Origin of the sequence: Actinomadura sp. NTSP31, from assembly GCF_041951385.1 — a bacterium.
Classification (GTDB): Bacteria; Actinomycetota; Actinomycetes; order Streptosporangiales; family Streptosporangiaceae; genus Spirillospora; species Spirillospora napierensis.
This window is the reverse complement of sequence record NZ_JBGNUT010000006.1, coordinates 318,310-342,991: the sequence shown is the minus strand read 5'-3', so window position 1 is coordinate 342,991 and position 24,682 is coordinate 318,310. Positions and strand designations below refer to the sequence as shown.

The window sequence follows — 24,682 nt, the reverse complement described above, 5'->3', positions numbered from 1 at the left end:
CTTACGGATCCCCGTCATCCGCTCCGTGAATACCCGTCCGCGCTCATCTGGCCGGGCCGGTGGCGGGAGCCGACAAGTGCAGCAGGGCGTTGAGCGCGATCATCGTCGCGAGCCTGGACTCCGGGCCCGGAAGCTCTCCGCCGAACAGGTTCTGGATCACCCGCATGCGGTAGCGGACGGTCTGCGGGTGGATGTGCAGCTCCTTTCCGACGTTGACCGCGTTGCCGCCGTGGGTGAGATGGGACAGCAGCGTTTCGGCGAGGGTCTCCCGGCGCGGGGTGGGCTCCTCCAGGAGCGGTTGCAGGTACTGCGGTGCCGCCGCGTCGACCAGGTCGCGGCCGAGGTGGGCGGTCAGGGTCGCTATGTGGTCGACGCAGCGGACGGCGCCCGCCGCGGGCAGCGCTCCTTCGCTGACGAGCGCGGCGCCGCGGCGGGCCCAGCGCAGGGAGTTCGCGCCGCGTTCCAGGGGGACGGCGGGTCCGATCGTCCCCGGGCAGCTCTCGGCGAGCCGGTCCATGAGGAGCCGCTGGCCGGGGCCCTCCGGGTCGGGCACGATCAGGTAGGGGGCATGCCCGGACCAGTCGGTCAGGACGGTCGGCGGCAGGAGGCGCGTGACGCTCGCCGGTGAGTGCGGCACGATCGCGCAGACGGTGTCGGGCGCCGTCCACCCGGCGGCCCCCGCCAGTTCGACGACGGCCTCGCGGCTGGTGGGCGGGTCGGCGACGATGGCGTCGCGCAGGTACGCGCGCCGCTGCTCGCGTTCGGTGGTGAGCCGGTGGTGGGCCGCGGCGTGGCCCCGGGCGGCCGCGTTGACGAGCCGGCCGAGGAACTGGAAGAGCCGTTCGGTGAGGATCGCCAGGACGTCGTGCGGCGAGTCGAGGATCCGGGTCTGGTGGATGAGCCGCCGGCAGACGATCTGGCTGCTGAGCCGCAGGGCGGCCTCCAGGTTGTCGAGCCCGCGGCCGTGCTGGGCCTCGCGGACGCCGAGCCGCCGGTAGCCCTCGGTGATGGGCGCGAGGTCGGGCGCGGGCTCGTCCACCGAATCGACGAAACCGCGGACGGTCAGGCCGACCATGGCGAGCAGTTGGCAGCCGGGGTGGCCGTCGGCGGGCAGCGCGAACGCGGGCACATGCCTGCGGATCTCCTGGGCGATCTCCTCGGTGACCGGTTCGATGTGCGGGCGCAGCAGGTCCCCGAGCCGGTGGGGGGACCGGTGGCGGGGGTTCAGGGGGTCGGTGAGCAGGATGGGCGGTTCTGACAAGGACAGAGACACCACGAACTCTCCTCCCGGATGGAGTCGGTGCTCAACCGTGAGCGGGGGCGGCGAAGGGGCGTTGCCCCATTGCCGAGAGCAGGCCGGTCATGGTGGCGGTCTCCTGGCGCTGCTCGGCGGTGAGGAGCGTGGCCAGCGACCGGACCTGCGGGAGCGTGGCCGTCCGCGCCGCGGCCGTGGTCATGATCAGTCCGCCCTCGTGGTGGCGGATCATGAGCTTGAGGAACCAGGCGTCGGCGGCGCTGCCCCTGGTCTCCCCCAGGCGCTGCATCTCCTGGACCGAGGCCATGCCGGGCATCGTGTCGCCGCCGGCCCGGCCGCCGGACGCGGCCGAGGCGGCATGACCGCCGTGCCCGTGGTCCTGTCCGGAGGCCATCCAGGTCATGGACGGTCCGGAGGGCACCTGCGGGGCGTTCCACAACGACAGCCAGCCCTGCATCTGCCCGATCTCCCTGAGCTGGTTCAGCTCGATGCCGGCGGCCAGTTGCGCCACCGGCGCGCTGACCCGGCCGCCGACGGCCTGCGCCATCGTGACGGCCTGCTGATGATGGACGATCATGTCCTGGCTGAACCCGATGTCGACCGTCCCGGCGGCCGGGGTCCGCGCGGAACCCGGGGCGCGTCCGGCGCCGAACAGCAGCGTCGCCGCCACGGCCCCGATCACCATGAACGCGGTGGCCGAGAACACCTGGCCGGTGAGCCGCCGCCGGTTCATCGCAGCGGGTAGGCGTGGTTGATGAAGCGCAGCAGCAGCGCGCCGTTGTCGTCGCACGACACCCACAGCCGGTCGCCGTCGAAGCGCGGTGGGGACATGCACCAGTCGGCGGTCATGTCGGTCTCGCCGGTGTAGGGCGCGGGCTTGCCGGGGTAGTCGTTGACGATGTCGGAGAAGTAGGCCCCGAACGGCACGAAGGCGTGCGCGGAGTTGGCCAGCCGGCCGCGCTGCCCGACCTGCGCGGGCGGGTTGAAGTAGGCGATCTCGCGGGGCCGGGTCAGGGTGCGGATGTCGAACACGCGGATGCCCGACTGGATCCATCCGCAGGCCAGCGCGGTGGGATCGGTGGGACGGTCGAGGGTGCAGTAGTGGGAGTCGTACCCGAAGATGCCGTTCTTGGCGGTGTCGGCGCCCCGGACGCGGATGTTCTCCGGCCGGTCGATCTCCAGTTTGAGCCTGCGGACGAGCCGGGGGCGGCGGTCGTCGGAGATGTCGAAGACGCGGGCGCCGCCGGAGCCGAGTTCGTCGACCGCCAGCATGTAGGGCCGGCCGTGGTCGGTGAACGGCTGGGCGAACTGGGTGACGATGCCGTCGCTCCAGGTCGTCTCCGACACGCGGCGCAGCTGCGGGTGCGGCCTGCGGCGCTGGACGTCGCTGGAGTCGAAGATGGTGACGCCGGCGGGGATGCTGGAGCTGGCGACGTACACCCGGTCGCCGTCGGCGCTGACGTTGACGCCGTGGTTGATCATCCCGGTGAGGCCGTTGTAGACCACCTTGGGCGCGTGCGGGTCGGACATGTCCAGCGCCGCGATGGCGCCGCCGAGCAGGCCCGTCGTCCAGTAGGTGCGTCCGTCGGGGGACCAGCTCGCCTCGTGGCCGGGGAAGGCTCCGGGCATCGTCAGCGTGGTGCCGTGGATTCCGTTGAGCAGCCTCGGGTGGGCGCAGTCGGTCCTGACGTCGTACACCGAGACGAAGAACCCGCCGGTGGCGGCGCCGACCGACACCGCGGCGAGCAGTCCGCGGCCCGGGTGCACCTTGAGGGTCTCCCAGGTGCCGCCGAGCGTGGCGGGGCTGATCAGCGAGTCGCTGAGCCGCGGGTGCCGCGGGTCGGACATGTCGATGACGTTGACGCCCTTGTGCTTCGCGGTCAGCGCGCTCGGCAGGATCGTCCCGAGGTACTGGCAGTGGCCGTAGGAGGCCCCGACCGTTCCCTGGCCCTGCCCCTGGTACCGGCTGAGCAGGGCGAGGTTGCACGAGTAGCCGCGTTGGCTTCGGCCGCTGGTGCGGTCGGCGATCGGCACCTGCCCTTGCAGGCCGGTCTCCGGTGACGAGCCCGGGCCGCACGCCGCCCGCGGCACGGCCGCGCTGACCTCGGGGTCCGCCATCGCCCGTCCGGCATCGCCGGCCGGTGCCGAGACCAGCGAGGCCGCGACCGCCGCGACGGCCAGTAATCCGCCCGCCTTCCATCGACGGGACCGGTCACGGGCCGGCGCCGCCGGCGTGACGTCGACGGTCGGCATCGCATGGCACGACTGGGGTTTCATGGCGGCTCCCGGGGGGTGGGGGGTGAGCTAAGCCGGCCTCCTTAGCGAAACGGCAGCGTTTCTCTAAGGTGGAGTCACTGTAGGAGGGCGCCCACGGCTTTTTTATGTGGGGAACTGAGCGACTCCCTGGAGGAAATGTGGGTGCGAATGCCAAACACCGGGGTACTCGCAGGCTGATCCCGCTGGTCACGGCAGGGTTGCGCCCGCGGGGAGACACCGCGGAATCCGAGCCGGCTACGGCGTCCGCCGCCCGATCCGGTCGCAGCCGACGATGAACGCCGCGATGTCGTGGCCGACCACCTCGGCGAAGCCGCGCTCGCCGTACTCGCCGGCGGCCCAGTGCCGGGTGCCGGACTCCAGGAGCGACTGGGCGACGCGCGCGATGTGCAGCACGTCCGCCTCGGGCGGGAGCTTCCCGTCGGCCTGGGCGCGTTCCAGGAGTTCGAGGAAGAGGAACCGGGTCGCGTGGTGCTCCCGCGAGGAGCCTTCCGCCAGCGCCCGCTGCTCGGCCCGGTACCCCTCCAGGGTCGTCTCGACGAGCAGCTCCGGGGGGTTGCGGCGCATCGTCCGCTCCAGCGCGGCCAGCACCGCGGTGATCACTTCGAAGAGGTCGTAGGGCTCGGCGACCAGCTCGCGCCACGTCCGCCGCGCGTCCCTGGTGGACAGGAAGCCGGCCTCCAGGAGGGCGTCCTCCTTGCGCGGGAAGTAGAAGTAGAACAGCGCTTTGGAGACCCCCGCGGCCTGGCAGATGTCGGCCACCGTGGTGCCGGCGAAGCCGTTGGTGCGCCACAGCGCGATCGCCGCCTGCAGGAGCGAGTGCCTGGTCTCGCGGGAGCGGGACTGCGCCAGGTTCGTCCGTCGCTGACCCTGGTCAGCACGTGTCGCACGGCCGTCGACCGCTTCGTTCTCCCTCATACCAAGACAGACTATCGAGGCCGGTGATCGGCAGAATGTTGACCGCGGTCAGAATCCATGCCTAGGGTGAGGCCACGCCAGCGAGTGGTGGGACGCCCGCACGGGGCGTGCCGCGGTCAGTGGCCGCCGCTTCGGGCGACCCCTCGCCAGGGAGGCACCGTGGAACGCACGCCCGACCGCCCCATCCGCGTGGTGCAGTGGACGACCGGCAACATCGGACGCCAGTCGCTCGCGGCCGTCGTCGAGCGCCCCGACCTGGAACTCGTCGGCGTGTACGCCCACAGCAAGGAGAAGGCGGGCCGGGACGCCGGCGACCTCGCCGGGCTCGGCCGTCCGGTCGGGGTCCTCGCGTCCGACGACGTCGAGGAGATCATCGGACTCGCGCCGGACTGCGTCCTGTACATGCCGCTGCATCCCGACGTCGGGCACCTGGAGCGGCTGCTGCGGGCGGGGATCAACGTCCTCACGACCGCTTCGTTCCTCACCGGGCGCGCCTACGGCGAAGCGGCGCGGGCCGCGCTCGACGAGGCCGCCCGCGAGGGGGGCGCGAGCCTGTTCGGCAGCGGCGTCAACCCCGGCTACGCCGACCAGCTGGCCGCGGTCGCCTCGGGCGTCTGCCGGCAGGTCGACCACGTCACGGTGTTCGAGTCGTTCGACATCGGCCTGTGGGCCGCGGACGCGAACCAGGACGACCTCGGCTGGGGACGCCCGGCGGGCGACGCCGGGCACGCCGACGACGTCCGGAAGGCCACGGCCCCCTTCGGCGACGCCGTCGAGGCCCTCGCCGAGCTTCTCGGCACCGCGCTCGACGACGTCCGCTGCGAGGTCGAGTTCGCCCACGCGACCAAGGACCTGGACATCCCCGGGCGCGTGGTGAAGAGCGGCACCGTCGCCGGGCTGGACGTCCGGTGGATCGGCGCCCGCGGCGGCGCGGACGCCGTCGAGGCGCACGTCCGCTGGACCGTCACGCCCGACCTCGATCCCGCCTGGGACGTCGCGATGGCCTACCTCATCGAGGTGCGGGGCCATCCGCAGGTGAACCTGCGGGTGGAGGTGCTCCCGCAGGACATGGCGTCGATGAGCATGGAGGACATGCTCGCCATCGGCTCGGTGATCACCGCGATGCCGGTCGTCAACGCCATCCCGGCCGTGGTGGCGGCACGTCCGGGCATCGTGACCTACGCCGACCTGCCCACCCAGGCCTCCCGCCACGCGCCCCGCCCCTGACCGGAGGCACCGTGGACGACATCGAGGCGATCAAGCAGCTGAAGGCCCGCTACTGCCGCACGATGGACACCAAGGACTGGGACGCCATGCGCCGGGTCTTCACCGACGACGTGGTGGTGGACACCACCGGTTCGGGCGGCGGCGTGGTCACCGGCGCCGACGCCTTCATGGCCTTTCTCGAGGAGACCCTGGCCGGCCAGGTGACGGTGCACCACTGCCACACCCCGGAGATCACCCTCACCTCCCCCTCCACCGCCGCCGGGATCTGGGCGATGGAGGACCGGATCCAATGGGCCGACGGCGGCGAACTGGTCGGCTTCGGCCACTACCACGAGACCTATGAGAAGGCCGGCGGCGCGTGGCGGATCAGGACCTCGACGCTGACCCGCCTGCGCATGGACGTCACCGAACCCGCCGCCCGGGAACCGCGGGAGCCCGCAGGCGGCAGTTGATCACGGGTGGTCGGCCGTGCGGTTCCACGCGTCGGCCAGGAGTTCGTAGGAGTGGACGCGGTCGGCGTGATCGTGCGTGATCGTGGTGATGAGCAGTTCGTCGGCGCCGGTGACGCGCTGAAGGGTCCGCAGACTCCTGGCAACGGTCTCGGGGGCGCCGGTGAACTGCGTGTCGACGCGGTCGGCGACCAGCTCCAGGTCCTCGGGACGCCACCGGTGCGCGGCGGCTTGCGCGGGCGTGGGGAACGGGATCGCCGCGAGCCTCGACCGGATGCTGTGCACCCACAGCGCGTACGGCGACGCCAGCTCCTCGGCCTCTTCGTCGGTGGGCGCCGTCACGACGTCCGCTGATACGACGACGTACGGCTCGTCCAGCACGTCCGACGGCTTGAACGCCTCCCTGTACGCCTCGACGGCCTCCAGCACGTTCGATGGGCTGACGTGGTAGTTCGCCGCGAAGGGCAGCCCGCGCTCACCCGCGACACGTGCGCTCTCGCCGCCGCTGCTGCCGAGGATCCACAGCTCCAGTTCAGCACCCTCACCTGGATTGGCGTGCGCTTCGGTGTCGCCCTTGGCGTAGGTGCCGCCGATCAGCGCGGCGATGTCGTCCACGATGCCGGCGAAGTCGGGCGCCTCGGCTCCCGGTTGCTGGAGCAGGGCGCCGTGCAGGTCGAACACCGGGGACTTCGCGAGCCTGGTGAAGTCGAACGGCTCGGGAATGAGCAGGCCGTCCACCACCTCGGCCTTCCGTGCCTCGCGGGCCGGCGGGGGCGGGGCGGCCGCGCCGCGGGCGGCCTCGGCGCGCCGCTGCCCGGAGCGGCCGAGCCCGAGGTCGATCCGGCCGGGGTGCAGCGCGTCGATGGTGCCGAACTGCTCCACGATCGACAGCGGCGTCCAATGGCCGGTCTGCACGGCGCCGGACCCGACGCGGATGCGGGACGTGGCCGCGGCGACCGCCTCGATCAGGACCTGCGGCGCCGAACTGGCCACCCCGGGGGCCAGGTGGTGCTCGGCGAGCCAGTACCGGTGGTAGCCGGCGGCCTCCGCCCGCCGGGCCAGGTCGAGGGTGTTGCGCAGGGCGTCGCGCGCGGTGCCGCCCGCGGGGACCGGCGCGAGGTCGAGGATGGACAGCGGGGTCACGGGCGCCTCCCGGCTCATGTCGCCGCGTAGCGGTTGGCGGGACGGGACAGGCCGAGATGGCCGCGCAGGGTCGCGGCGTCGTAGCCGTCGCGGAACACGCCGCGGTCCTGCAGGACGGGCACCAGGCCGCGCGTGATCGCGGCGAGGTCGGACGGGAGGACGCCGGGGCGGAGCCGGAACCCGTCCAGGCCCGCGTCGCGCCAGTCGAGCAGCAGGTCGGCCAGCTCGCCGGGGGTGCCGGCGAAGATCTCGGCGTCGGAGGTGAGGACGGCGCCGTCCAGGTCGTCCAGGCGGGCCTTGCGGGCGAACGCGGCGCCGGGCGCCGCGTCCAGGAAGACGACCAGGTCGGCGAAGATCTTCAGGGGGTCGCCGGCCCGGACGACGGTCCGTTCCGCCTCGCGGACCTGGGCGATGATGGTGACGGCGTCGGTGCGCGAGTGCGGGGTGACGTAGACGACGTCGGCGCTGCGGGCGGCGAACTCGTACGGGCGGACGTCGTGGGCGAGCGCGGTGACGAGCGGCTGGCCCTGCGGCGGGCGCGGGGTGATCGACGGTCCGCGGACGCTGAAATGGGGGCCCTCGAAGTCGATGTAGTGCAGCTTGTCGCGGTCCAGGAATCGGCCGGTCGCGGCGTCGCGGATTTCGGCGTCGTCCTCCCAGCTGTCCCATAGCCGCCGCACCACCTCCACGAAGTCGTCGGCCTCCCCGAACAGTTCGGCGCTGAACGCCTTCCCCTCCGGGGTCGCGAACCAGGGCAGGTCGAACTCGGGGAAGGTGCGGCGGCCGAAGTGGGCGGCGTCGGTGAGCCGGGCGCCCGCGACCTGCGGCCGCCAGCCCGCGCGCCCTCGGCTCGCGTAGTCCAGGGACGCGATGCCGATGGAGACGTGGAAAGGCTCGGTGTGCGTGGTGATGGTCGTCGGGACGAGCCCGATCCGCGACGTGGCGGGCGCGAGCCGGGCGGCCAGCAGGAGCGCGTCGAGACGGCCCCTGACCTGGTCGGTGCGGTCGTCGGGCGCCGTCGGGGCGGACGACTGGAGCCCGAGGGAGTCCTCGATGGTGAGGAAGTCGAGCAGCCCGCGCTCGGCCTCGGCGGCCAGGTCCGTCCAGTAGCGGGCGGTGAACAGGGCTTCGGGGCGGGCGGCCGGGTCGCGCCAGGCGGCGGGGTGCCAGCCGGCGTCGTTGAGCGCGACGGACAGGTGCAGGCCGGTCATGACGCCTCCCTTTCTGATCGGCGCGAGCGGGCGCGCGGGACCCGGAGACCGAGGTGGTCGCGCAGCGTGGGCCCGGTGTAGTCGGTGCGGAACACGCCCTTCTCCTGCAGCAGCGGGACGACGCGGTCGACCAGGTCGTCCAGGCCGCCCGGGGTGAGGTGCGGGACGAAGACGAAACCGTCGGCGGCGTCGGTCTGCACGAACTCGTCGATCTGGTCGGCGACCGACCGCGGGGTGCCGACGAACGTCTGCCGCCCGGTGGTCTCGATGACCAGGTCGCGGATGCTGAGGCCGCGCTCGGCGGCCAGCGCGCGCCATTTGCGGACGACCTCGCCGCGGTCGCCGCGGAACTGCGCGCGGCCCTTCGAGACGCCCTCGTCGAGGTCGGGTTCGACGTCGGGGAGCGGTCCGTCGGGGTCGTAGGCCGACAGGTCCCGCCCCCAGTAGCCCTCCAGGAACGCGATGGCGTTCTGCGGCGAGACCTGTGCGCGGCGGATCTCGGCGGCGCGCTCGGCCGCGTCCTGCTCGGTGTCGCCCAGCACGTAGGTGACGGCCGGCATGATCTTCAGCTCGTCCGGGTGCCGGCCGTACCGGGCGAGGCGGCTCTTGACGTCCTTGTAGAAGGCCCGGCCGTCCTCCAGCGTGCCGTGGCGGCTGAAGATGACGTCGGCGTCCGCGGCGGCGAACTCGCGTCCCTCGAACGAGTCGCCCGCCTGGATGATCACGGGATGGCCCTGCGGCGGGCGCGGCACGTTGAACCGGCCGGCGATGTCGAACTGCGCGCCGCGGTGCGCGAACGCGCCGGCGCCGGGCCGCGCGAACTCCCCGGCCGCCGGGTCGGCGACGAGGTCGGCGTCCGCCCACGAGTCCCAGAGCTCGCGGGCGGTGTGCAGGAACTCGGCGGCGCGGGCGTAGCGGTCGGCCTCGGCCAGGAAGCCGCCGCGGCGGAAGTTCTCGCCGGTGAACTCGTCCCAGCTGGTGACGACGTTCCAGGCGGCGCGGCCCCCGCTGAGGTGGTCGACGGTGGCGAGCCGGCGGGCCACCTCGTAGGGCTCGTTGAACGTGGAGTTGACGGTCGCGGCGAGGCCGAGGCGGGTGGTGACGGCCGACAGCGCGGACAGCACGGTCAGCGACTCGGGCCGCCCGGCCACGTCGAGGTCGTGGATGCGTCCTTTCATCTCCCGCAGCCGGAGCCCCTCGGCGAGGAAGAAGAAGTCGAACCTGCCGCGCTCGGCGGTCTCGGCCAGGTGGACGAAGGAACCGAAGTCGATCTGGCTGGCCGATCGGGGATCCGACCACACGGTGGTGTTGTTGACGCCGGGGAAATGGGCCGCCAGATGGATCTGTTTCGCGGGCACTATGCGACTCCTGCGGCCTTGCGCTGCGCGAGCGCGGCGGACACCTGCGGGGCGACCAGATCGGCCCACGCGCCGAGCACTCCGGCGGCGTCCGGCACCTGCGATTCCAGGAACGCCAGGCCGGGCGTCGGTACGGTCGCGCCCAGTTCCACCAGGAGCGGGCGCAGATGCACCTCGACCGCGAGCGAATGCTTGGGATCGCCCATCACCAGCAGCGGCAGCGCCACCGTCGACGCGAGCGCGCCGCCGGGGAGCCGGTCGAGGAACACCTTCAGGAGCCCGGTGTAGGTCGCTTTGTAGGTGGGGCTCGCCACCACCAGGACGTCCGCGGCGGCGACCTGCTCCAGGGCGCTCGCCACCTCGGGCGCCGGGGCGGGGTCGAGGAGCCCGGATGCGAGAAGGGACAGGTCGACGACGTCGGCCGCGCCGGTGTCACCGGCCCTTTCGGCGACCGCCGCGGCCGCCTCCCGTGCGATCTGGAGCGTCCGTGACTGCGGTCGTGGATTTCCCACCAGGACGAGGAATGCCATGCTTCACCAATCGTTCTGTCAGGCCGGGATCCCCGCCGAGCCCACACCGGACGTCGCGGGACGCCAGCCGAGGCGGGGCGCGATCAGGGTGCGGGCGTCGTAGAGGATCTGCTCGTAGTCGTGCTCGTCGAATTCGTAGGGAAGTTCCAGGCGCAGCTCGGAGACGGCCGACACGGCGGCGTCGGCCCGCAGCCGCTCGACGATCTCGTCGGACGTGCCGACGAGGTCGGGGGCGAACAGGATCCGCCGCTCCCCCGTCGGCTTGAGCGTGCGCTCGTGCCGGGCCGCCGCGTAGCGCCGATAGCGCTCGCGGGTCGCGGCGTCCGCGCCGTCCAGCGGGACGATCACCCGGCCGAGCGCGATCCGGCCCGGGCGGCCCGGCGGCAGCAGCCGGCGGTACTCGGCGATCAGCGCGAGCTGCGCCGCGACGAAGTCGTCGGTGCCCTCGCCCTGGACGATGTTGCCGGTCAGCAGGTTCAGCCCCTGCTCGGCGGCCCAGCGGACCGAGCGCAGGCTGCCGCCGCCGTACCAGAGCCGGTCCGTCAGGCCGGGGCTGTGCGGCTGGAGCCGGGGCCGCTGCACGTTGCCCGGCGAGTGGATGACGGTGTCGGGCCCGCCGAGGTACTCGCCGCGCAGGTGGTGGGCCAGCCGGGCGATCCGGCCGTAGGCGAGGTCGTAGTCGCGCCAGTCGCCGTCGTGGACGAGGTCGCCCAGCAGGTCGGCGTGCGGCATGCCGGTGCTGAACCCCGCCTGGAGCCGCCCGCCGGACAGCACGTCGACGGTGGTGAGGTCCTCGGCGAGGCGGAACGGGTTCTCGTAGCCGATCGGGATCACCGCGGTGCCGAGTTCCACGTGGCCGGTGCGCTGGCTCGCGGCGGCCAGGAACACCGCCGCCGACGAGACGCCGTGCTCCAGGTGCCGCTGCCGGATCCAGGCGCCGTCGAACCCCTCGGCCTCGCCGAACTCGAACAGCCGCAGCGTCGCCTCCAGGCCGGCGCGCGGGTCGTCGTCGGGGTAGTTGCCGGGGGTGAGGAAGGACAGGGAACGGATCGCGCCCATCGGTCAGCCGCGCTCGTAGGGGATCTTCTCGCCGGCCTCGACCGCCACCGGCAGCCGGTTCTCGGCGGGCGGAAGCGGGCAGGTGGCGAACTCGGTGTAGGCGCAGGGCAGGTTGTGGGCGCGGTTGAAGTCGAGGGTCACCGTGCCGTCGGCGGCGGGCGCCTGGAGGAACAGCGCGCGGTTGGCGGCGTAGGTGGTGACGCCGGACGTCGCGTCGGTGAACAGCACGAGCAGGTCGCCGGGCTCCTTGCCGTTGAACGCGGTGAGGGCGAGGGGCCGGCCGGCCAGCTCGAACTCGATCCGGCCGGGGGCGTCGTAGACGTGCTGGAGCCCCTCGACGGCGGCGCCGACGGTGGTCGGGCGCGGCTCGTCGAAGGGGACGTAGCGGCCGGTGACCGACCACCGGGGGTCGGGCGCGAAGGCGGGCGTGCCGCGGAAGGAGGTGCGCAGCGGGTGGTCGGGGTGGCGCGGCCGGATGATGTCGTGCCCGCCCCGCTTGGCCACCTCGATCGCCGCGTCGCCCCACAGCGGGGTCACGCCGCTGCGTTCGGGCAGCACGCCGAACCGGTGCTCGCCGCGCACCGGCTCGCCGTCCACGAGGAGTTCCTCGCCGTCGCCGAGGACGACGATCACGCCCTCGGCCCCCGTCCACCAGAGGCCCGGTGCGCCGGCGAACCGGCGCGGTTCCTCGTCGAGCCAGTGCAGCCCGGTGATCGCGAGGAAGCCGTGCGGGTCGGCCAGGTGCGCCTCGTGCGCGGCGTGCCAGGCGCGCCATTCCTCGGCGAACTGGTCGGTCACCGTGCTGGTGGTGGTCTGTGCGGTCATGTCCGCTCCTTCGTGAGCAGCGTGGCTGGGTCGTCGGTGTGCGTGGTCCCGCCGGGGATGGCGGCGAGCAGTTCGCGGGTGTAGTCGTGGGCCGGCCCGCCGAAGATGGCGCCGGTCGCGCCGGTCTCGACCACCCGCCCGGCCTTCATGACCGCGACGCGGTGCGCGATCTGCCGGACGACGGCGAGGTCGTGGGAGATGAACAGGTACGCCACCCCGGTGCCGTCCTGGAGTTCGGCGAGCAGTTCCAGCACCTGCGCCTGGACGGACACGTCCAGTGCCGAGACCGGCTCGTCGCACACCACGAGGTCGGGTTCCAGCGCGAGCGCGCGGGCGATCGCGACCCGCTGGCGCTGCCCGCCCGACAGCTCGGCGGGCCGGCGCTCCAGCGTCGAGGCGGGCAGCGCGACGCGGTCGAGCAGCTCGCGGGCGCGGGCCGTGCGGGACGCCCGGTCGCCGATCCGGAACGCCCGCAGCGGCTCGGTGATCACCTCGCCGATGGAGAAGCGCGGGTCGAGGGAGGCGTAGGGGTTCTGGTAGACGAGCTGGGCGCGGCGCCGCAGGCCCCGCAGCGCGGCGCCGCCCGCGGTGGTGACGTCCTCGCCGTCGAAGAGGATCCGTCCGGCGGTCGGCTGGGCGAGCCGCAGGATCATCCGCGCCGTGGTCGACTTGCCCGATCCCGACTCGCCGACCAGGGCGAGCGTCCGGCCGCGGTGCAGGGTCAGGCTCACGTCGTCCACGGCGCGGACGGTCTTGCCCCGCGGCAGCGGGAACTCCTTGACGAGGTGCTCGGCCGCAACGAGCACCTCTTCCCCGGTGCCGGGCGACCGCTCCGGCGGCGCGGCGGCCGGGCGGAGGCGCGGCCGGACGGCGGTGAGGCTGGGCGCGTTCCGCAGCAGGCGGCGCGTGTAGTCGTCCTGCGGGTCGTCGAGGATCCGCCGGACCGTACCCGCCTCGACGACGCGGCCGCGCGACATCACGACGATGCGCCGGGCGCGGTCCGCCGCGACGCCGAGGTCGTGGGTGACCAGCAGCACCGCGGCACCGAGCTCATCGGTGAGGTGCTGGAGATGGTCGAGGATGCGGCGCTGGACGGTGACGTCGAGGGCGCTGGTCGGCTCGTCCGCGACGATCAGCTCCGGTTCGGCGGCGATCGCGATGGCGATCAGCGCGCGCTGCCGCATCCCGCCGGACAGCTCGTGCGGGTACTGCCGCGCCCTGACCGCCGGGTCGGGCATTCCGGCGCGGTCCAGCACCTCGACCGCGGCGGCGGGCGCGGACCGGCGGGTCGCGAGGCCGTGCAGCCGCAGCACCTCCGCGACCTGCTCGCCGATCCGCTTCACCGGGTTCAGCGAGACGCCCGGGTCCTGCGGGACGAGGCCGATCCGGGCGCCGCGGACGGTGCGCAGCTCCCGCTCGGACAGGGCCGCCAGGTCCCGGCCGCCGAACGCGATGCGCCCGGCGTCGAGCGAGGCGTTGCCGGCGAGCAGCCGGGTGACGGCGTGCGCGGTGGTGCTCTTGCCCGACCCCGACTCCCCCACCAGCGCGACGATCTCGCCGGCCCGCACGTCCAGGCTCACGTCCCGGGCCGCCTCCACCCGGCCGGTGCGGGTCCGGTAGGAGACCGACAGGCCGGCGACCTCGAGGACCGGGGCGTCCTGGCCGGTCATCGCCGCCTCGCCCACTCGCCGTCGAGCGCCCGCGCGATCCGGTTCGTCGCGAGCACGGTCGCGGCGATCGTCAGCCCCGGGAGCGCGGTCATCCACCAGGCGTTCGCGAGGTAGTTGCGGCCGTCGGAGATGAGCGTCCCCCACTCGGGGGCCGGCGGTGCGGCGCCGTACCCGAGGAAGCTCAGCGACGACACCGCGAGCACGGCCGTGCCGAAGTCGAGGGTGGCCAGCACCAGCACCGGGCCGATCGCGTTCGGCAGGACGTGCCGTCCCAGCACGCCGTACCAGCGCGTCCCGCAGGAGCGGGCCGCCTCGACGTAGACGGCCTGCCGGACCCGCAACACCTCCGCCCGCATGACCCGCGCGAACGTCGCGACGCTGGCGATGCCGACGGCCACCGCGACCTTCACCGTGCCGTAGCCGAGGGCGGTGACCAGGGCGAGCGACAGGAACAGCGCGGGGATGGACAGCAGCACGTCGACGAACCGCATCAGCACGTCGTCGATCCAGCGCCCGGCGAACCCGGCGAGCAGGCCGAGCAGCCCGCCGACGGCGAACGACACCGCGACGGCGATCAGCGTGGCCTTCAGCGACAGCGCCGCGCCGTGCACCACGCGGGAGTACAGGTCGCGGCCGAGCTCGTCGGTGCCGAACCAGTGCCCGGCGCCCGGCGCCCGGAAGCTCTGCGCCGGGACCCCGGTCAGCGGGTCGCGCGAGGTGAACAGGGCGGGCCAGAACGACGCCAGGACGACCGCCGCGATCACGGCGATGGACAGCACGAGTCCGGGGCGGTGCAGGAGGAAGCGCGCGATCTGGGCGGCTCCGGCGCGGCGGCGGCGGACGGCCGGACCGGGCGCGTCCGGCGCGTCCGGCACGTCCGGCGCCACCGGGACGCCGAGGACCGCCTCGGCCGCGATGCCGTTGTCGAGGGTGCTGCTCATGCGGGACTCCAGCGCCGGCCGGACGTGGCGGCGATCCGCGGGTCCAGCAGCGGGTAGACGAGGTCGACGATCAGGTTGACCAGGACGAAGACCAGTGAGCCGAACACCACGACGCCCTGCACCACCGGGATGTCCTGGGTGGTGACCGCGCCGGCGGTGACCCGCCCGAGGCCGTTGCGGGAGAAGACCGTCTCGATCACGACCGAGTTGGCGATGAGCTGCCCGACCAGGACCCCGACCACCGTCAGGGCAGGCAGCGAGGCGTTGCGCAGCGCGTGCCGCAGGTGGATCCGCGGCCGTCCGGCCCCCTTCGCCCGGGCCGTCTGTATGTACGGTTCGTCCAGCGTGGTGAGCAGGCTCTTGGCGAGGACCTGCGCCACGACGGCCCCGGTGGGGATCGCCAGCGTGACGGCGGGCAGGATCAGCCCGCGCGGCCCGCCGTTCCCGAACGCCGGCAGCAGCCGCGCCTGGAACGAGAACACCTCGACGAGCATCAGGCCGACCCAGAACGTCGGGACCGACACGCCGAGCGGCGGCAGCGACAGCAGCAGCTGCCGCAGCCATCGCCGGGACGTGTAGGTCGCCGCCATCGCGAGCCCGCCGCCGAGCAGGACGGCGAGCGCGAGCCCCGCCGCGACCAGCTGGAGCGTCTGCGGGAGCGCGTCGCCGATGACCGACGTCACCGGCCGCCCCGTGGACACCGAGTCGCCGAAGTCGCCGCGCAGCGCCTTGCCGAGGTAGTCGAGGTACTGCACCGGGATCGGCTTGTCGAAGCCGTACTCGCTCTTCAGCCGCTCGATCTGCGCGGGGTCGATGGTCCCCTGGTCGACGCCCTGCCCGGCCATCGCCGAGACGGGGTCGCCGGGCAGGAGGTCGAGGACGAGGAACGACACCGTGTAGGCCGCCCACAGCACTCCGGCCGCCTGCGCGAGGCGCAGGGCCGCGTAACGTCGCATCTGTTCCGGTTCACCTCTCTCCGAACGCGGGCGGTGGCGGCTAGCCGATCCAGGTGTCGTGCAGCTGGATGCGGCTCGACGCGTCGAACAGCACGCCGTGGACCTTCTTCGCGACGCCCAGCTCGGTCTGCAGCTCCACGACCGGGATGGTGTAGGCGTGCTGGACGATCTGCCGCTGCGCCTGCGCCACCAGGTCGAGGCGCTTGGCCTGGTCGGGTTCGGCGGCCTGGCCGTCGAGGAGGCCGTCCAGGCCGGTGGCGGGCAGCTTGTAGGGGTTGGAGAGCCTGGTCGAGAACGCGGTGCGCAGGATGTCGGGGTCGGCGCGGGTGGCGTTGCCGAACACCAGGTCGAAGTTCCCGGACGTCTGGATCTGCGCGAGCTGCGCGACCGGCTGCTCCTTGAGGGTGAGCTGCACGCCGATCGTCCTCAGCTGCTGCTGGAGCAGTTCCAGCGCCGGCTTGTTGGTGGCGGCGACGCGCCCCCAGGTGGCGGCCACGCTGAGCTTCTTGCCGTCCTTCTGCAGGACGCCGTCGCCGCCCGGCGTCCAGCCGTCGGACTGGAGCAGGGACCTGGCTCGCGCGGGGTCGTGCGACAGGCCGGTGTCGACGTGGCCGGGCGTGGTGTGCGCGAGGACGCTGGTGGCGGGCTGCGTGCCGGCGGGGAAGACGGTCTGGGCGATCTGCTGCCGGTCGACGCCCAGCGCGATCGCCTGCCGGACCTTCTCGTCGTCCAGCGGCGACCGGGTGTTGTTCGGGGTGAGCCCGAAGACGATGCCGGGATTGGCACGTGCCAGAAGCTGCACGCCGGACGCCTTGAGGGCCGACTCGTCGGCGCGGCCGACGCTGCCGATGGCGTCGACCTGGCCGGACTGGAGCCCGCCGGTCCGCACGCCCGACTCGGGGAGGATCTTGAACACGATGCGGTCGAGGTAGGCGGCGCCCGGCTTCTTCCACAGCGACGAGCCCCAGGCGTAGCCCTTGCGGGCGGCGAGCGTGATCGACTGGCTCGGCACGTACTTCTGGAGCGTGAACGGCCCGGACCCGACGATGCCCTCGGCGCACCGCTGCTGCGGCGTCTTGCGGACGCTGGCCGCCGCCTCGATGCCGAGCGAGTGCGTGGCGGTGGCCTGCAGGAACTGCGCGTTCGGTTGCTTGAACCGGACCTTGAAGGTGAGGTCGTCGACGACGTCGGTGCCCTGGTAGCCGCTGAGGTAGCCCGTCGCGAGCAGGCCCAGCGGGCCGAGCTTCGGGATGGCGTCGAAGTTGGCTTTGACGACTCCGGAGGTGAGCGGGCTGCCGTCGCTGAAGGTGACGCCGGGCCGCAGGTGGAAGGTGAAGGCGCGGGCGTCGCGGCTGATCGTCCAGCTCTGCGCGAGCCAGGGCACGATCTTGCCGGTGGACGGGTCCTGGTCGGTGAGCGAGTCGACCAGCTGGCGCACCGAGTAGATGGTGTCGTTGCTGCCGACCTGCTGCGGGTCGGCGCAGCCCGCGTCCGACCCGACGGCGAAGGTCAGGGTGCCGCCGGTCCGGGGGGTCCCGGCGCCGTCGCCGGACCCGCCGCCCCCCGATCCGCACGCGGTCAGCGCCGCCAGGACGGTCGCCAGGACGGCGGCGGTTCTCCACGGGCTCGACGTCGCTCTCACGGGGTTCTCTCCCATCACGGTGGCCGGATCACAGCGAACGTATGGCTCCGGCCATGTTCCCGTCAATACCAACCAATTAAGTATGAAATCACATCGGCCCGGCCGCCGGGCGAGCCCGCATCCCGGCCGGAACGGGGCTTTCGAACGTTCCACCGCCGGTTCAGCCCAGGCGGCGGAAGGCGCTCGCGTGGAAGACCAGCGGCGGGACGTCGGGCGCGGCGTCCAGGTCGTGGACACGGAACAGGACGATGTCGTGGTCGCCGGAGCGGAACTGCTCCTCCACGGTGCACTCGTACCAGGCGGACGAGCCCTCGACGAGGACGCAGCCGTCGGGGGTGGCGCGCCAGTCGACGCCCGCGAACCGGTCGCCCGTGCGGGCGCCGAGCCTGCGTCCGACGTGCTCCTGGTGGGCGCCGAGCACGCTGATGCCGATGCGGGGCAGCTCGCGCAGCAGCGGCCAGGTCGTCGAGGTGTGCGCGACGCACACCGACACCAGGGGCGGGTCGAGCGACACCGGGACGAACGAGCTGGCGGCGATTCCCGCGGGGCGCCCACCGACCAGACCCGCCACCACGGCGACGCCGGTCGGGTAGGCGCCGTAGACCCGGCGCAGGTCCAGGCCGAGTTCGGTCATCGCGCGGCCTCCTTCGGCAGGAAGGCGGTGTGGCCGGCGCCGGGACCGGACGGCTCGGGGAACAGGCCGCGCCGGGCCAGCCGCGGCAGGACGCCCTCGCCGAACCAGTACAGCTCCTCCAGATGCGGATAGCCGGACAGGACGAACTCGTCGATGCCGATCTCGGCGTACTCGGCGATGCGGTCGGCGATCTCGTCATGGCCGCCGACCAGCGCCGTCCCCGCGCCGCCGCGGACCAGGCCGACGCCCGCCCACAGGTTCGGCGCCACCTCCAGGGCGTGCGGGTCGCGCCACGAACCGTCGGCCCGGCCGCGTTCGTGCAACGCGCGCATGCGGCTCTGGCCGGTGGACTCGCTGCGGGCGAGCGACTCCTGGGCCGCGGCGACGGTGTCCTCCCCCAGCGCCTCGACGAGCCGTCCCGCCTGCCGCCACGCCTCCTCGGCGGTGTCGCGGGCGATGACGTGCAGCCGGATGCCGAAGCGCGGCTTGCGCCCGTGGGCCGCGGCGAGCCCGCGGATCCACTCGATCTTCTCCTTCACCGCGTCCGGGGGCTCGCCCCACGTCAGGTACACATCGGCGTGCTCGGCGGCGACCGGCCCCGCCGCCGGGGACGAGCCGCCGAAGTACAGCTGCGGGACCGGATCGGGCACGGTCGCCAGCCGCGCGGCGTCGATGTCGAGGTGCGCGCCGCGATGGGTGACGGTCTCGCCGGCCCACAGCCGCCGCACGACCGTCAGGAACTCCGCGCTTCGGGCGTACCGCTCGTCCTTGGACAGATGGTCGCCGTAGGCCCGCTGCTCCTGGGCCTCGCCGCCGGTGACGACGTTGAGCAGCAGCCGCCCGGGGGCGTGCGCGTTGAACGTGGCGGCCATCTGCGCGGCCAGCGTCGGGCTGATCAGGCCCGGCCGGAGCGCCACCAGGAACGCCAGCCGCTCGGACTCGCGCGCCAGCATCGCGGTGGTCAGCCAGGCGTCCTCGCACCACGCGCCGGTGGGGGTGAGCGCGCCGGTGAAGCCGAGTTCCTCGGCGGCCCGCACGATCGAGGACAGGTAGCCGATGGAGGCGCGCCGGTCGCCGGACGCGGCTCCGGCCGGCCGGCCGTGGCCGCCGCCCACGATGAAGCGCGAGTCGCCGTAGGTGGGCAGGAACCAGTGGAACGTCAGGGTCACGCGGTCATTCCTCTCTCAGAGCCGGCCACGACGCGACGGAGGTGTCTTTTCTATATTTCCTACCGACATGGTTAGGATTGTGCGCCTCGTCCCCCCGCCGGTCAAGGTGGTGTTCCCGACAGGACGAGGGTGGAGGTCAGGCGTCGCGCAAGTGGAGCAGCAGCCCGCCGGCGAGGAGCGCCGCGGCGGCCCAGCCGGCGAGGACGCCGAGGCCCGCCCACGGGGCGATGGGCATACCGCGCAGGTCGGTGGTGGCCTGGACGGCGAGCCCGGCCGTCATCGGCGACAGTTGCCGGAAGTGCCGTGCCAGGCCGGAGCCGCCGAGCACGGTGGTGAGGATCGGCAGGAGGTAGAGCAGGCCGAGGACGGTCCCGATGGCCGTGGCGGCGTCCCGCACGGCGGCGGCGACGCCCACGCTGAGCAGGGCGATCAGCCCCAGGTAGAGAACCGATCCCACGGCGGCGCGCAGCACCGGTCCGTCGGTCGGCGACAACGGCGGGAGGCCGTGCGCGGCGGTGAAGCCGTGGCCGGGCAGGACGAGCCGTCCGGCGAGCAGGGACCCCAGGACGGCGGGGACGCCCGCCGACAGCGTCGCGCCGGTGACGGTGACCGCCTTCGCGGCCAGGACCACGGTCCGGCCGGGCATCGCGGTGAAGGTGACGTGGATCATGCCGTTGCCGTACTCGCCGCTGACGGCCGGCACGGCGAGGACGACGACGATCGCCTGGCCGAGGTAGATCCCGGTCAGGCCGGTCCGCGCGGGATCCAGGTGGCAGCCCGCGGACGGGCACCGGGCCGCCGCGTCCGCCACGAGGCCCAGCGCCACGGTCGCGGTGACGACGGCGAGCAGCAGCCAGTTCGTGCTGGGCACCGTGCGCAGCTTCGTCCACTCCGCGCGCAGGGCGCGGCTCATGCGTCCCTCCTGCGCAGCAGGACGGCGGCCAGCACCAGGGCGAGCACGGTGTAGCCGCACAGCACGGCGAAGCCCGCCCACGGCGGCAGCGGGAAGTAGCCGTTGCCCGGCGTGTAGGGGGCGTCCACCTGCCGGTAGCGCGGGGTGGTCTGCTGGACGGCGAAGGCGGCGGCCGGAGTGACCCGCAGCAGCCAGTCCGAGACCCCGGCGGGCAGCACCGACAGCGGGGACGCGAAGAAGTACGGCAGGACGATCGCGGTGACGACGGCGGTGACCGCGGCGGCGCCGTGCCGCACGATCGTGCCCACGGCGAGCGCGAGGACGGCGGCGACGGCCAGGAGCGCCGCGGTCCCGGCGACCGCGCGGATCTCGGTGAGCGTGCCGACCGGCAGGACGAAAGCGCCGTTGGAGCGCAGCAACCGCTCGCCGAGCAGGACGGCGGCGACGCTCCCGGCGAGCCCGGCGGCGAAGGTCACCGAGCCGATCACGACGGCCTTCGCGGCCAGGACCCGGCCGCGTCCGGGGACGGCGGCGAAGGTGACGGCGATCAGGCCCCGGCGGTACTCGGCGGTCATGAAGAGCGTCGCCACGACGATCACCGCGACCAGCCCGCCGAACGCCCCCAGCAGGGTCCGTTCGACGGCGACGCCGCCCCCGTCCACCACGGGCACGTAGGGCGCCACGTCCCCCGACCCGGTCACGGTGACGGTGCCGGCGGCCTGATGGAACCCGGCGCCCGGCGACGCGCCGTCACCGGACCCGCCTCCCACGTTCGCCCCGGTCCAGGCGCCGCCCCGCCACGAGCCGCGCAGGTCGATGTGGTCGAAGCGGGCGGTGGCCAGGGTGCGGGCGCCGCCTCCTCCCGATCCGCCGAGGGACTGCGCGGACCCGGACTGCGCGGACGCCGGGGAGGCGGCGAGCATTCCGGCCTGCACGGTCGCCGGCAGCCCGTGCAGATGGACGGTTCCCGCTGCGCTCCAGTGGGTTCCGTCGGCGGACTGGTAGCCGGTGAGCGTGTCACCGGAGCGGGAAAGCCGGAGCCACCGCGGGGACGCCGCCGAGACAGTGCCGGGCGAGACCTTGATGTCGCCGGTGAAGTCGTCCTGCATCCGCACGCCGTGGCCGGGGGTGACGATCAGGGCCGCGTACGCCGATCCCGGGCGGGTGCCCGCCTTGACGATGAGCCCGGCCTTCGCCCACGGCCGCAGACCGGCCGGGCCCGGCCCGGCGGTGAGCGAGGCCAGGCGGACGGTGATGCCGCCGTCGCCGTCCAGCGGCCGGTGCACGAAGAAGAAGTCGTCGGTCACGGCCTCGCCGTCCGGCCCCACCGGGGCGGAGCAGCCCGCACCGGCGGCGGCCGCATCGCCCGGGGCGGTCACGCCGCCGCACGAGCTGTGGTCGAGCAACGCGATCCCCGCGGTGACCAGCACCGCGATGACCATGCCGACCGTCCAGCCCCGGACGGTGCGGAACTTGGTCCACTCGGCCCGCAGCAGCGCGCCGAACCCCGCGCGGTGGGCCCGCGCCCTCGGCTTGCCCGGCGTCATCGTGGGCGCGGTCATCGCGTGCCCTCCGCGGCCGGCTCGGCGCGGTACTCGACCGCGTCCCGGGTCAGCCCCAGGTAGGCCTCCTCCAGCGTCGCGCGGTGCGCCGACACCTCCGAGAACGGCACCGCGCCGGCCCCGAGCAGCGCGACGACCCGCTCGGCCGGCAGCCCGGAGACGGTCAGGGTGTCCCGGCCGGTGGCCGCGACGGCGGCGCCCGCGTCCGCCAGCACGGCCGTCGCCCGCGGCGGGGCGGTGGTCCGCACGGCCACCCGCCCGGCGGACACCGTCGCGATCAGGTCGGCCACGCCGAGGTCGGCGATCACCTTGCCCCGGCCGACGATCACCAGGTGGTCGGCGGTGTCCTCCAGCTCGCCCATCAGGTGGCTGGACACCAGCACCGCGCGTCCCTGGGCGGCCAGCGCCTGCAGGAGCCCGCGCATCCAGACGATCCCTTCCGGGTCCATGCCGTTGAACGGTTCGTCCAGCAGCAGCACCGGCGGGTCGCCGAGCAGCGCCGCGGCGATCCCCAGCCGCTGCCGCATGCCGAGGGAGAACCCGCCCGCCCTGCGCCGGGCCACCCGTTCCAGGCCGACCCTCCCGATCACCTCGTCGACCCGGCCGGCGGCCAGCCCCTGCGAGCGGGCCAGCCACAGCAGGTGGTCGCGGGCGCTGCGGCTCGGCTGGACGGCGGCGGCGTCCAGCAGCGACCCGACCACGGTCAACGGGCGGCGCAGGCTCCGGTAGGGCCGCCCGGCGATCAGCGCGGTGCCCGCGTCGGGCGCGTCCAGGCCCACGATCACCCGCATCGTGGTGGACTTCCCGGCGCCGTTGGGGCCGACGAATCCGGTGACCCGGCCCGGCCGGACGGTGAACGTCATGCCGTCCAGCGCCGTCGTCGGCCCGAACCGCTTGCGCAGGCCGCTGACTTCGATCGTCCCCTGGCTCATCCGGCCGCCTTCCGGCTCGTGAACGTTCCGTCGGAAGCGGTTCTACGCCGCCGCCGGTATCGGCCCGGTGCCGGCGGCTGAAACCCGGCTGATACCCGTGGCCTGGCATCGTCGGAGCCGGGCGGCATACCCTCGCGCTGGGCCGGGCGGCGCCGCGGAAGGATCACGGACGATCATGAGAGTGCTGGTGGCCGAAGACGTCGAGGACCTCGCCACGGCGATCGCGGCCGGGCTGCGCCGTGAGGGCATGGCGGTCGACGTCGCCTTCGACGGGAACGCCGCGCTCGACCGCCTCGCGTGCACCCGCTACGACGTCGTGGTGCTGGACCGGGACCTGCCCGGGGTGCACGGCGACGAGGTCTGCCGGCGGCAGGCCGCCGACCGGTCCGGGAGCCGGGTGCTGATGCTGACCGCGGCCGGCACGGTCAGGGACCGGGTGGAGGGCCTCGGCCTGGGCGCCGACGACTACCTGCCCAAGCCCTTCGACTTCGCCGAGCTCGTCGCGCGCATCCGGGCCCTCGGCCGCCGCCCCGCGACCTCGCTGCCCCCGGTGCTCGAACGCGGTGGCGTGACCTGCGACCCCGGCCGCCGGATCGCGTTCCGCGCCGGGCGGCGCCTGGAGCTCAGCCCGAAGGAGTTCGCGCTGCTGGAGTGCCTGCTCGGTGCCGCCGGCCGGGTCGTGTCCGCCGAGGAACTGCTCGAGCGCGTCTGGGACGAGGCCGCCGACCCCTTCACCACCGCGGTCAAGCAGACCATGCGCCGGCTGCGGGCCAAGCTCGGGGACCCGCCCGTCATCCGCACCGTCCGGGAGGGCGGATACCAGATCGGAGAGCCGTGATGCGCCTGCCCCAGCGGACGCTGCGGACCCAGCTCACCCTGCTCTACGCCGCCGTGTTCTGCACCTCGGCCGCCGCCCTCGCCGCCCTCGCGGTCATCTTCAAGCCGAACTTCCTCGTGGGGAGCGAGTGCACGGCCGCCCCGCCCGTCCCGCACCGTCCACCCCCCTGCGGCCGGTCGGCCGACTCGTCCGCCATCGGCACCGTCGCCCACGACGCGAGCCAGAACGTCGCGGGCGTGGCGATGGTCGCGGTCCTGGTCGTCCTCGCCGTCGCGGTCGGGCGGCTGATCGCCGGACGGGTCCTGCGGCCGCTGCGCACGATCACCAGGACCGCCCAGGACATCTCCGCGCGGAACCTGCACCAGCGGCTGGCCCTCGACGGCCCCGGCGACGAGTTCCGCCAGCTCGGCGAGACGCTCGACGGCCTGTTCGGACGGCTGGAGGCGGCCTTCCAGGCGCAGCGGAACTTCGTGGCCAACGCCTCCCACGAACTGCGGACCCCGCTCACCGCGGGGCGGACCGTGCTCCAGGTCGCGCTCGCCGAGCCGGACGCCACCGCGCAGTCGCTGCGGTCGGCCTGCGAGAAGGCGCTCAAGTGGGGCGACCAGCAGGAACGCCTCATCGCATCGCTGCTCACCCTGGCCGGCGGCGAGCGCGGCATCGAGCGGTGGGAGCCCTTCGATCTCGCCGCCATCGCCCGGAAGGTCATCGCGGACCACCGCCACGAAGCCGACCGGCGGGACGTCCATATCGACGCGACCCTCACTGCGGCGCCGGCCGCCGGCGACCCGGCCCTGGCCGAGAGCCTGATGGCGAACCTGGTCGGCAACGCCGTCCGCCACAACGTGGACGGAGGCCGGGTGGAGATCGCCACGACCGCGTCCGGCGGGCAGGCCGTCGTCACGGTCGGCAACACCGGGCCGCTCGTCCCGCCCGACGAGGTCGACCGCCTCTTCCAGCCCTTCCAGCGACTCGGCGCCCAGCGGATCCGCCATGACGGCGGGCACGGGCTCGGCCTGGCCATCGTCCGCGCGATCGCCCGCGCTCACGGCGCCGCGCTCACCCCTCGGGCCCGCCCGGAAGGCGGCCTGGACATCACGGTGTCCTTCCCCCGGTCCCGCGACACCTGATCCGGCTCTCGCGCCGGCGGCCCGGCGGGCGCGGTGTCGTGGGTCA

The 24,682-nt window shown here is 73.8% G+C and carries 23 protein-coding genes; 4 read left to right on the top strand and 19 right to left on the bottom strand.

The features are described from left to right. Nucleotides 1–43: 43 nt before the first annotated feature. From ACA514_RS13500 to ACA514_RS13485, 4 genes are all read right to left on the bottom strand, one after another. The gene (locus tag ACA514_RS13500) at nucleotides 44–1,276 is read right to left on the bottom strand and encodes a helix-turn-helix domain-containing protein (RefSeq protein WP_375041429.1); all 1,233 of its coding nucleotides are present in this window, start codon (nucleotides 1,274–1,276) and stop codon (nucleotides 44–46) included. A 28-nt stretch (nucleotides 1,277–1,304) separates the two neighbouring features. Further along, nucleotides 1,305–1,988: a DUF305 domain-containing protein gene (locus tag ACA514_RS13495; protein ID WP_375041428.1), complete on the bottom strand. Its 684-nt coding sequence runs from the start codon at nucleotides 1,986–1,988 to the stop codon at nucleotides 1,305–1,307. Further along, complete coding sequence (locus tag ACA514_RS13490) at nucleotides 1,985–3,532, bottom strand: LVIVD repeat-containing protein (protein WP_375041427.1); 1,548 nt, start codon at nucleotides 3,530–3,532, stop codon at nucleotides 1,985–1,987. The genes ACA514_RS13495 and ACA514_RS13490 overlap by 4 nt, the downstream gene beginning before the upstream one ends. A gap of 234 nt (nucleotides 3,533–3,766) precedes the next feature. After that, nucleotides 3,767–4,447 (bottom strand): TetR/AcrR family transcriptional regulator, encoded by a 681-nt coding sequence (locus ACA514_RS13485; protein ID WP_375041426.1) that lies wholly within the window; start codon nucleotides 4,445–4,447, stop codon nucleotides 3,767–3,769. A 159-nt stretch (nucleotides 4,448–4,606) separates the two neighbouring features. On the opposite strand from ACA514_RS13485, the gene ACA514_RS13480 reads away from it, so the two are divergent. Together ACA514_RS13480 and ACA514_RS13475 are read left to right on the top strand one after the other, a co-directional pair. Next, nucleotides 4,607–5,674, top strand: coding sequence for a hypothetical protein (locus ACA514_RS13480; RefSeq protein WP_375041425.1), 1,068 nt, complete (start codon nucleotides 4,607–4,609; stop codon nucleotides 5,672–5,674). Between the two features lie 11 nt (nucleotides 5,675–5,685). After that, nucleotides 5,686–6,126: a nuclear transport factor 2 family protein gene (locus ACA514_RS13475; RefSeq protein WP_375041424.1), complete on the top strand. Its 441-nt coding sequence runs from the start codon at nucleotides 5,686–5,688 to the stop codon at nucleotides 6,124–6,126. Here the strand turns inward: ACA514_RS13475 and ACA514_RS13470 are convergent, their stop codons facing one another. From ACA514_RS13470 to ACA514_RS13400, 15 genes are all read right to left on the bottom strand, one after another. Further along, nucleotides 6,127–7,266 (bottom strand): LLM class flavin-dependent oxidoreductase, encoded by a 1,140-nt coding sequence (locus tag ACA514_RS13470; protein ID WP_375041423.1) that lies wholly within the window; start codon nucleotides 7,264–7,266, stop codon nucleotides 6,127–6,129. A 14-nt stretch (nucleotides 7,267–7,280) separates the two neighbouring features. Continuing rightward, nucleotides 7,281–8,477 carry an LLM class flavin-dependent oxidoreductase gene (locus ACA514_RS13465; protein WP_375041422.1) on the bottom strand — a complete coding sequence of 399 codons (1,197 nt, stop codon included), beginning with the start codon at nucleotides 8,475–8,477 and terminating at the stop codon, nucleotides 7,281–7,283. Next, nucleotides 8,474–9,835, bottom strand: a complete 1,362-nt coding sequence (locus ACA514_RS13460; protein WP_375041421.1) for an NtaA/DmoA family FMN-dependent monooxygenase — start codon at nucleotides 9,833–9,835, stop codon at nucleotides 8,474–8,476. The genes ACA514_RS13465 and ACA514_RS13460 overlap by 4 nt, the downstream gene beginning before the upstream one ends. Beyond that, entirely contained in the window at nucleotides 9,835–10,365 is a 531-nt protein-coding gene (locus ACA514_RS13455) for an NADPH-dependent FMN reductase (RefSeq protein ID WP_375041420.1), read from the bottom strand. The genes ACA514_RS13460 and ACA514_RS13455 overlap by 1 nt, the downstream gene beginning before the upstream one ends. 18 nt (nucleotides 10,366–10,383) lie before the next feature. Then, nucleotides 10,384–11,424, bottom strand: coding sequence for an LLM class flavin-dependent oxidoreductase (locus ACA514_RS13450; RefSeq protein WP_375041419.1), 1,041 nt, complete (start codon nucleotides 11,422–11,424; stop codon nucleotides 10,384–10,386). A 3-nt stretch (nucleotides 11,425–11,427) separates the two neighbouring features. Beyond that, complete coding sequence (locus tag ACA514_RS13445; RefSeq protein ID WP_375041418.1) at nucleotides 11,428–12,249, bottom strand: DUF1684 domain-containing protein; 822 nt, start codon at nucleotides 12,247–12,249, stop codon at nucleotides 11,428–11,430. Beyond that, on the bottom strand, nucleotides 12,246–13,919 hold the full coding sequence (locus ACA514_RS13440) for a dipeptide ABC transporter ATP-binding protein (protein WP_375041417.1): 1,674 nt from the start codon (nucleotides 13,917–13,919) through the stop codon (nucleotides 12,246–12,248). Before ACA514_RS13440 ends, ACA514_RS13445 begins: the two co-directional genes overlap by 4 nt. Continuing rightward, nucleotides 13,916–14,860, bottom strand: coding sequence for an ABC transporter permease (locus tag ACA514_RS13435; RefSeq protein WP_375041416.1), 945 nt, complete (start codon nucleotides 14,858–14,860; stop codon nucleotides 13,916–13,918). The genes ACA514_RS13440 and ACA514_RS13435 overlap by 4 nt, the downstream gene beginning before the upstream one ends. Next, nucleotides 14,857–15,816 carry an ABC transporter permease gene (locus ACA514_RS13430; protein WP_375041415.1) on the bottom strand — a complete coding sequence of 320 codons (960 nt, stop codon included), beginning with the start codon at nucleotides 15,814–15,816 and terminating at the stop codon, nucleotides 14,857–14,859. Before ACA514_RS13430 ends, ACA514_RS13435 begins: the two co-directional genes overlap by 4 nt. A 40-nt stretch (nucleotides 15,817–15,856) precedes the next feature. Further along, on the bottom strand, nucleotides 15,857–17,458 hold the full coding sequence (locus ACA514_RS13425; protein ID WP_375041414.1) for an ABC transporter substrate-binding protein: 1,602 nt from the start codon (nucleotides 17,456–17,458) through the stop codon (nucleotides 15,857–15,859). Between the two features lie 160 nt (nucleotides 17,459–17,618). Next, entirely contained in the window at nucleotides 17,619–18,092 is a 474-nt protein-coding gene (locus ACA514_RS13420; RefSeq protein WP_375041413.1) for a flavin reductase family protein, read from the bottom strand. Beyond that, entirely contained in the window at nucleotides 18,089–19,261 is a 1,173-nt protein-coding gene (locus ACA514_RS13415; RefSeq protein ID WP_375041412.1) for an LLM class flavin-dependent oxidoreductase, read from the bottom strand. The genes ACA514_RS13420 and ACA514_RS13415 overlap by 4 nt, the downstream gene beginning before the upstream one ends. A 136-nt stretch (nucleotides 19,262–19,397) precedes the next feature. Next, a complete protein-coding gene (locus tag ACA514_RS13410; RefSeq protein ID WP_375041411.1) occupies nucleotides 19,398–20,174 on the bottom strand; it encodes an ABC transporter permease in 777 nt (258 codons plus the stop codon). Then, nucleotides 20,171–21,736: an ABC transporter permease subunit gene (locus ACA514_RS13405; protein WP_375041410.1), complete on the bottom strand. Its 1,566-nt coding sequence runs from the start codon at nucleotides 21,734–21,736 to the stop codon at nucleotides 20,171–20,173. Before ACA514_RS13405 ends, ACA514_RS13410 begins: the two co-directional genes overlap by 4 nt. After that, nucleotides 21,733–22,668 (bottom strand): ABC transporter ATP-binding protein, encoded by a 936-nt coding sequence (locus tag ACA514_RS13400; RefSeq protein ID WP_375041409.1) that lies wholly within the window; start codon nucleotides 22,666–22,668, stop codon nucleotides 21,733–21,735. Before ACA514_RS13400 ends, ACA514_RS13405 begins: the two co-directional genes overlap by 4 nt. Before the next feature lie 175 nt (nucleotides 22,669–22,843). Here ACA514_RS13400 and ACA514_RS13395 point away from each other — a divergent pair, with 175 nt between their 5' ends. Beyond that, complete coding sequence (locus tag ACA514_RS13395; protein WP_375041408.1) at nucleotides 22,844–23,506, top strand: response regulator transcription factor; 663 nt, start codon at nucleotides 22,844–22,846, stop codon at nucleotides 23,504–23,506. Then, nucleotides 23,506–24,636 (top strand): ATP-binding protein, encoded by a 1,131-nt coding sequence (locus ACA514_RS13390; protein ID WP_375041407.1) that lies wholly within the window; start codon nucleotides 23,506–23,508, stop codon nucleotides 24,634–24,636. The genes ACA514_RS13395 and ACA514_RS13390 overlap by 1 nt, the downstream gene beginning before the upstream one ends. Nucleotides 24,637–24,682: the final 46 nt, after the last annotated feature.

Bases quoted from the DNA above. Each gene is read 5' to 3' on its own strand.
- ACA514_RS13495 (WP_375041428.1), bottom strand. From the start codon at position 1,988: ATGAACCGGCGGCGGCTCACCGGCCAGGTGTTCTCGGCCACCGCGTTC.
- ACA514_RS13490 (WP_375041427.1), bottom strand. From the start codon at position 3,532: ATGAAACCCCAGTCGTGCCATGCGATGCCGACCGTCGACGTCACGCCG.
- ACA514_RS13485 (WP_375041426.1), bottom strand. From the start codon at position 4,447: ATGAGGGAGAACGAAGCGGTCGACGGCCGTGCGACACGTGCTGACCAG.
- ACA514_RS13465 (WP_375041422.1), bottom strand. From the start codon at position 8,477: ATGACCGGCCTGCACCTGTCCGTCGCGCTCAACGACGCCGGCTGGCAC.
- ACA514_RS13455 (WP_375041420.1), bottom strand. From the start codon at position 10,365: ATGGCATTCCTCGTCCTGGTGGGAAATCCACGACCGCAGTCACGGACG.
- ACA514_RS13450 (WP_375041419.1), bottom strand. From the start codon at position 11,424: ATGGGCGCGATCCGTTCCCTGTCCTTCCTCACCCCCGGCAACTACCCC.
- ACA514_RS13445 (WP_375041418.1), bottom strand. From the start codon at position 12,249: ATGACCGCACAGACCACCACCAGCACGGTGACCGACCAGTTCGCCGAG.
- ACA514_RS13440 (WP_375041417.1), bottom strand. From the start codon at position 13,919: ATGACCGGCCAGGACGCCCCGGTCCTCGAGGTCGCCGGCCTGTCGGTC.
- ACA514_RS13435 (WP_375041416.1), bottom strand. From the start codon at position 14,860: ATGAGCAGCACCCTCGACAACGGCATCGCGGCCGAGGCGGTCCTCGGC.
- ACA514_RS13430 (WP_375041415.1), bottom strand. From the start codon at position 15,816: ATGCGACGTTACGCGGCCCTGCGCCTCGCGCAGGCGGCCGGAGTGCTG.
- ACA514_RS13420 (WP_375041413.1), bottom strand. From the start codon at position 18,092: ATGACCGAACTCGGCCTGGACCTGCGCCGGGTCTACGGCGCCTACCCG.
- ACA514_RS13410 (WP_375041411.1), bottom strand. From the start codon at position 20,174: ATGAGCCGCGCCCTGCGCGCGGAGTGGACGAAGCTGCGCACGGTGCCC.
- ACA514_RS13405 (WP_375041410.1), bottom strand. From the start codon at position 21,736: ATGACCGCGCCCACGATGACGCCGGGCAAGCCGAGGGCGCGGGCCCAC.
- ACA514_RS13400 (WP_375041409.1), bottom strand. From the start codon at position 22,668: ATGAGCCAGGGGACGATCGAAGTCAGCGGCCTGCGCAAGCGGTTCGGG.
- ACA514_RS13395 (WP_375041408.1), top strand. From the start codon at position 22,844: ATGAGAGTGCTGGTGGCCGAAGACGTCGAGGACCTCGCCACGGCGATC.
- ACA514_RS13390 (WP_375041407.1), top strand. From the start codon at position 23,506: ATGCGCCTGCCCCAGCGGACGCTGCGGACCCAGCTCACCCTGCTCTAC.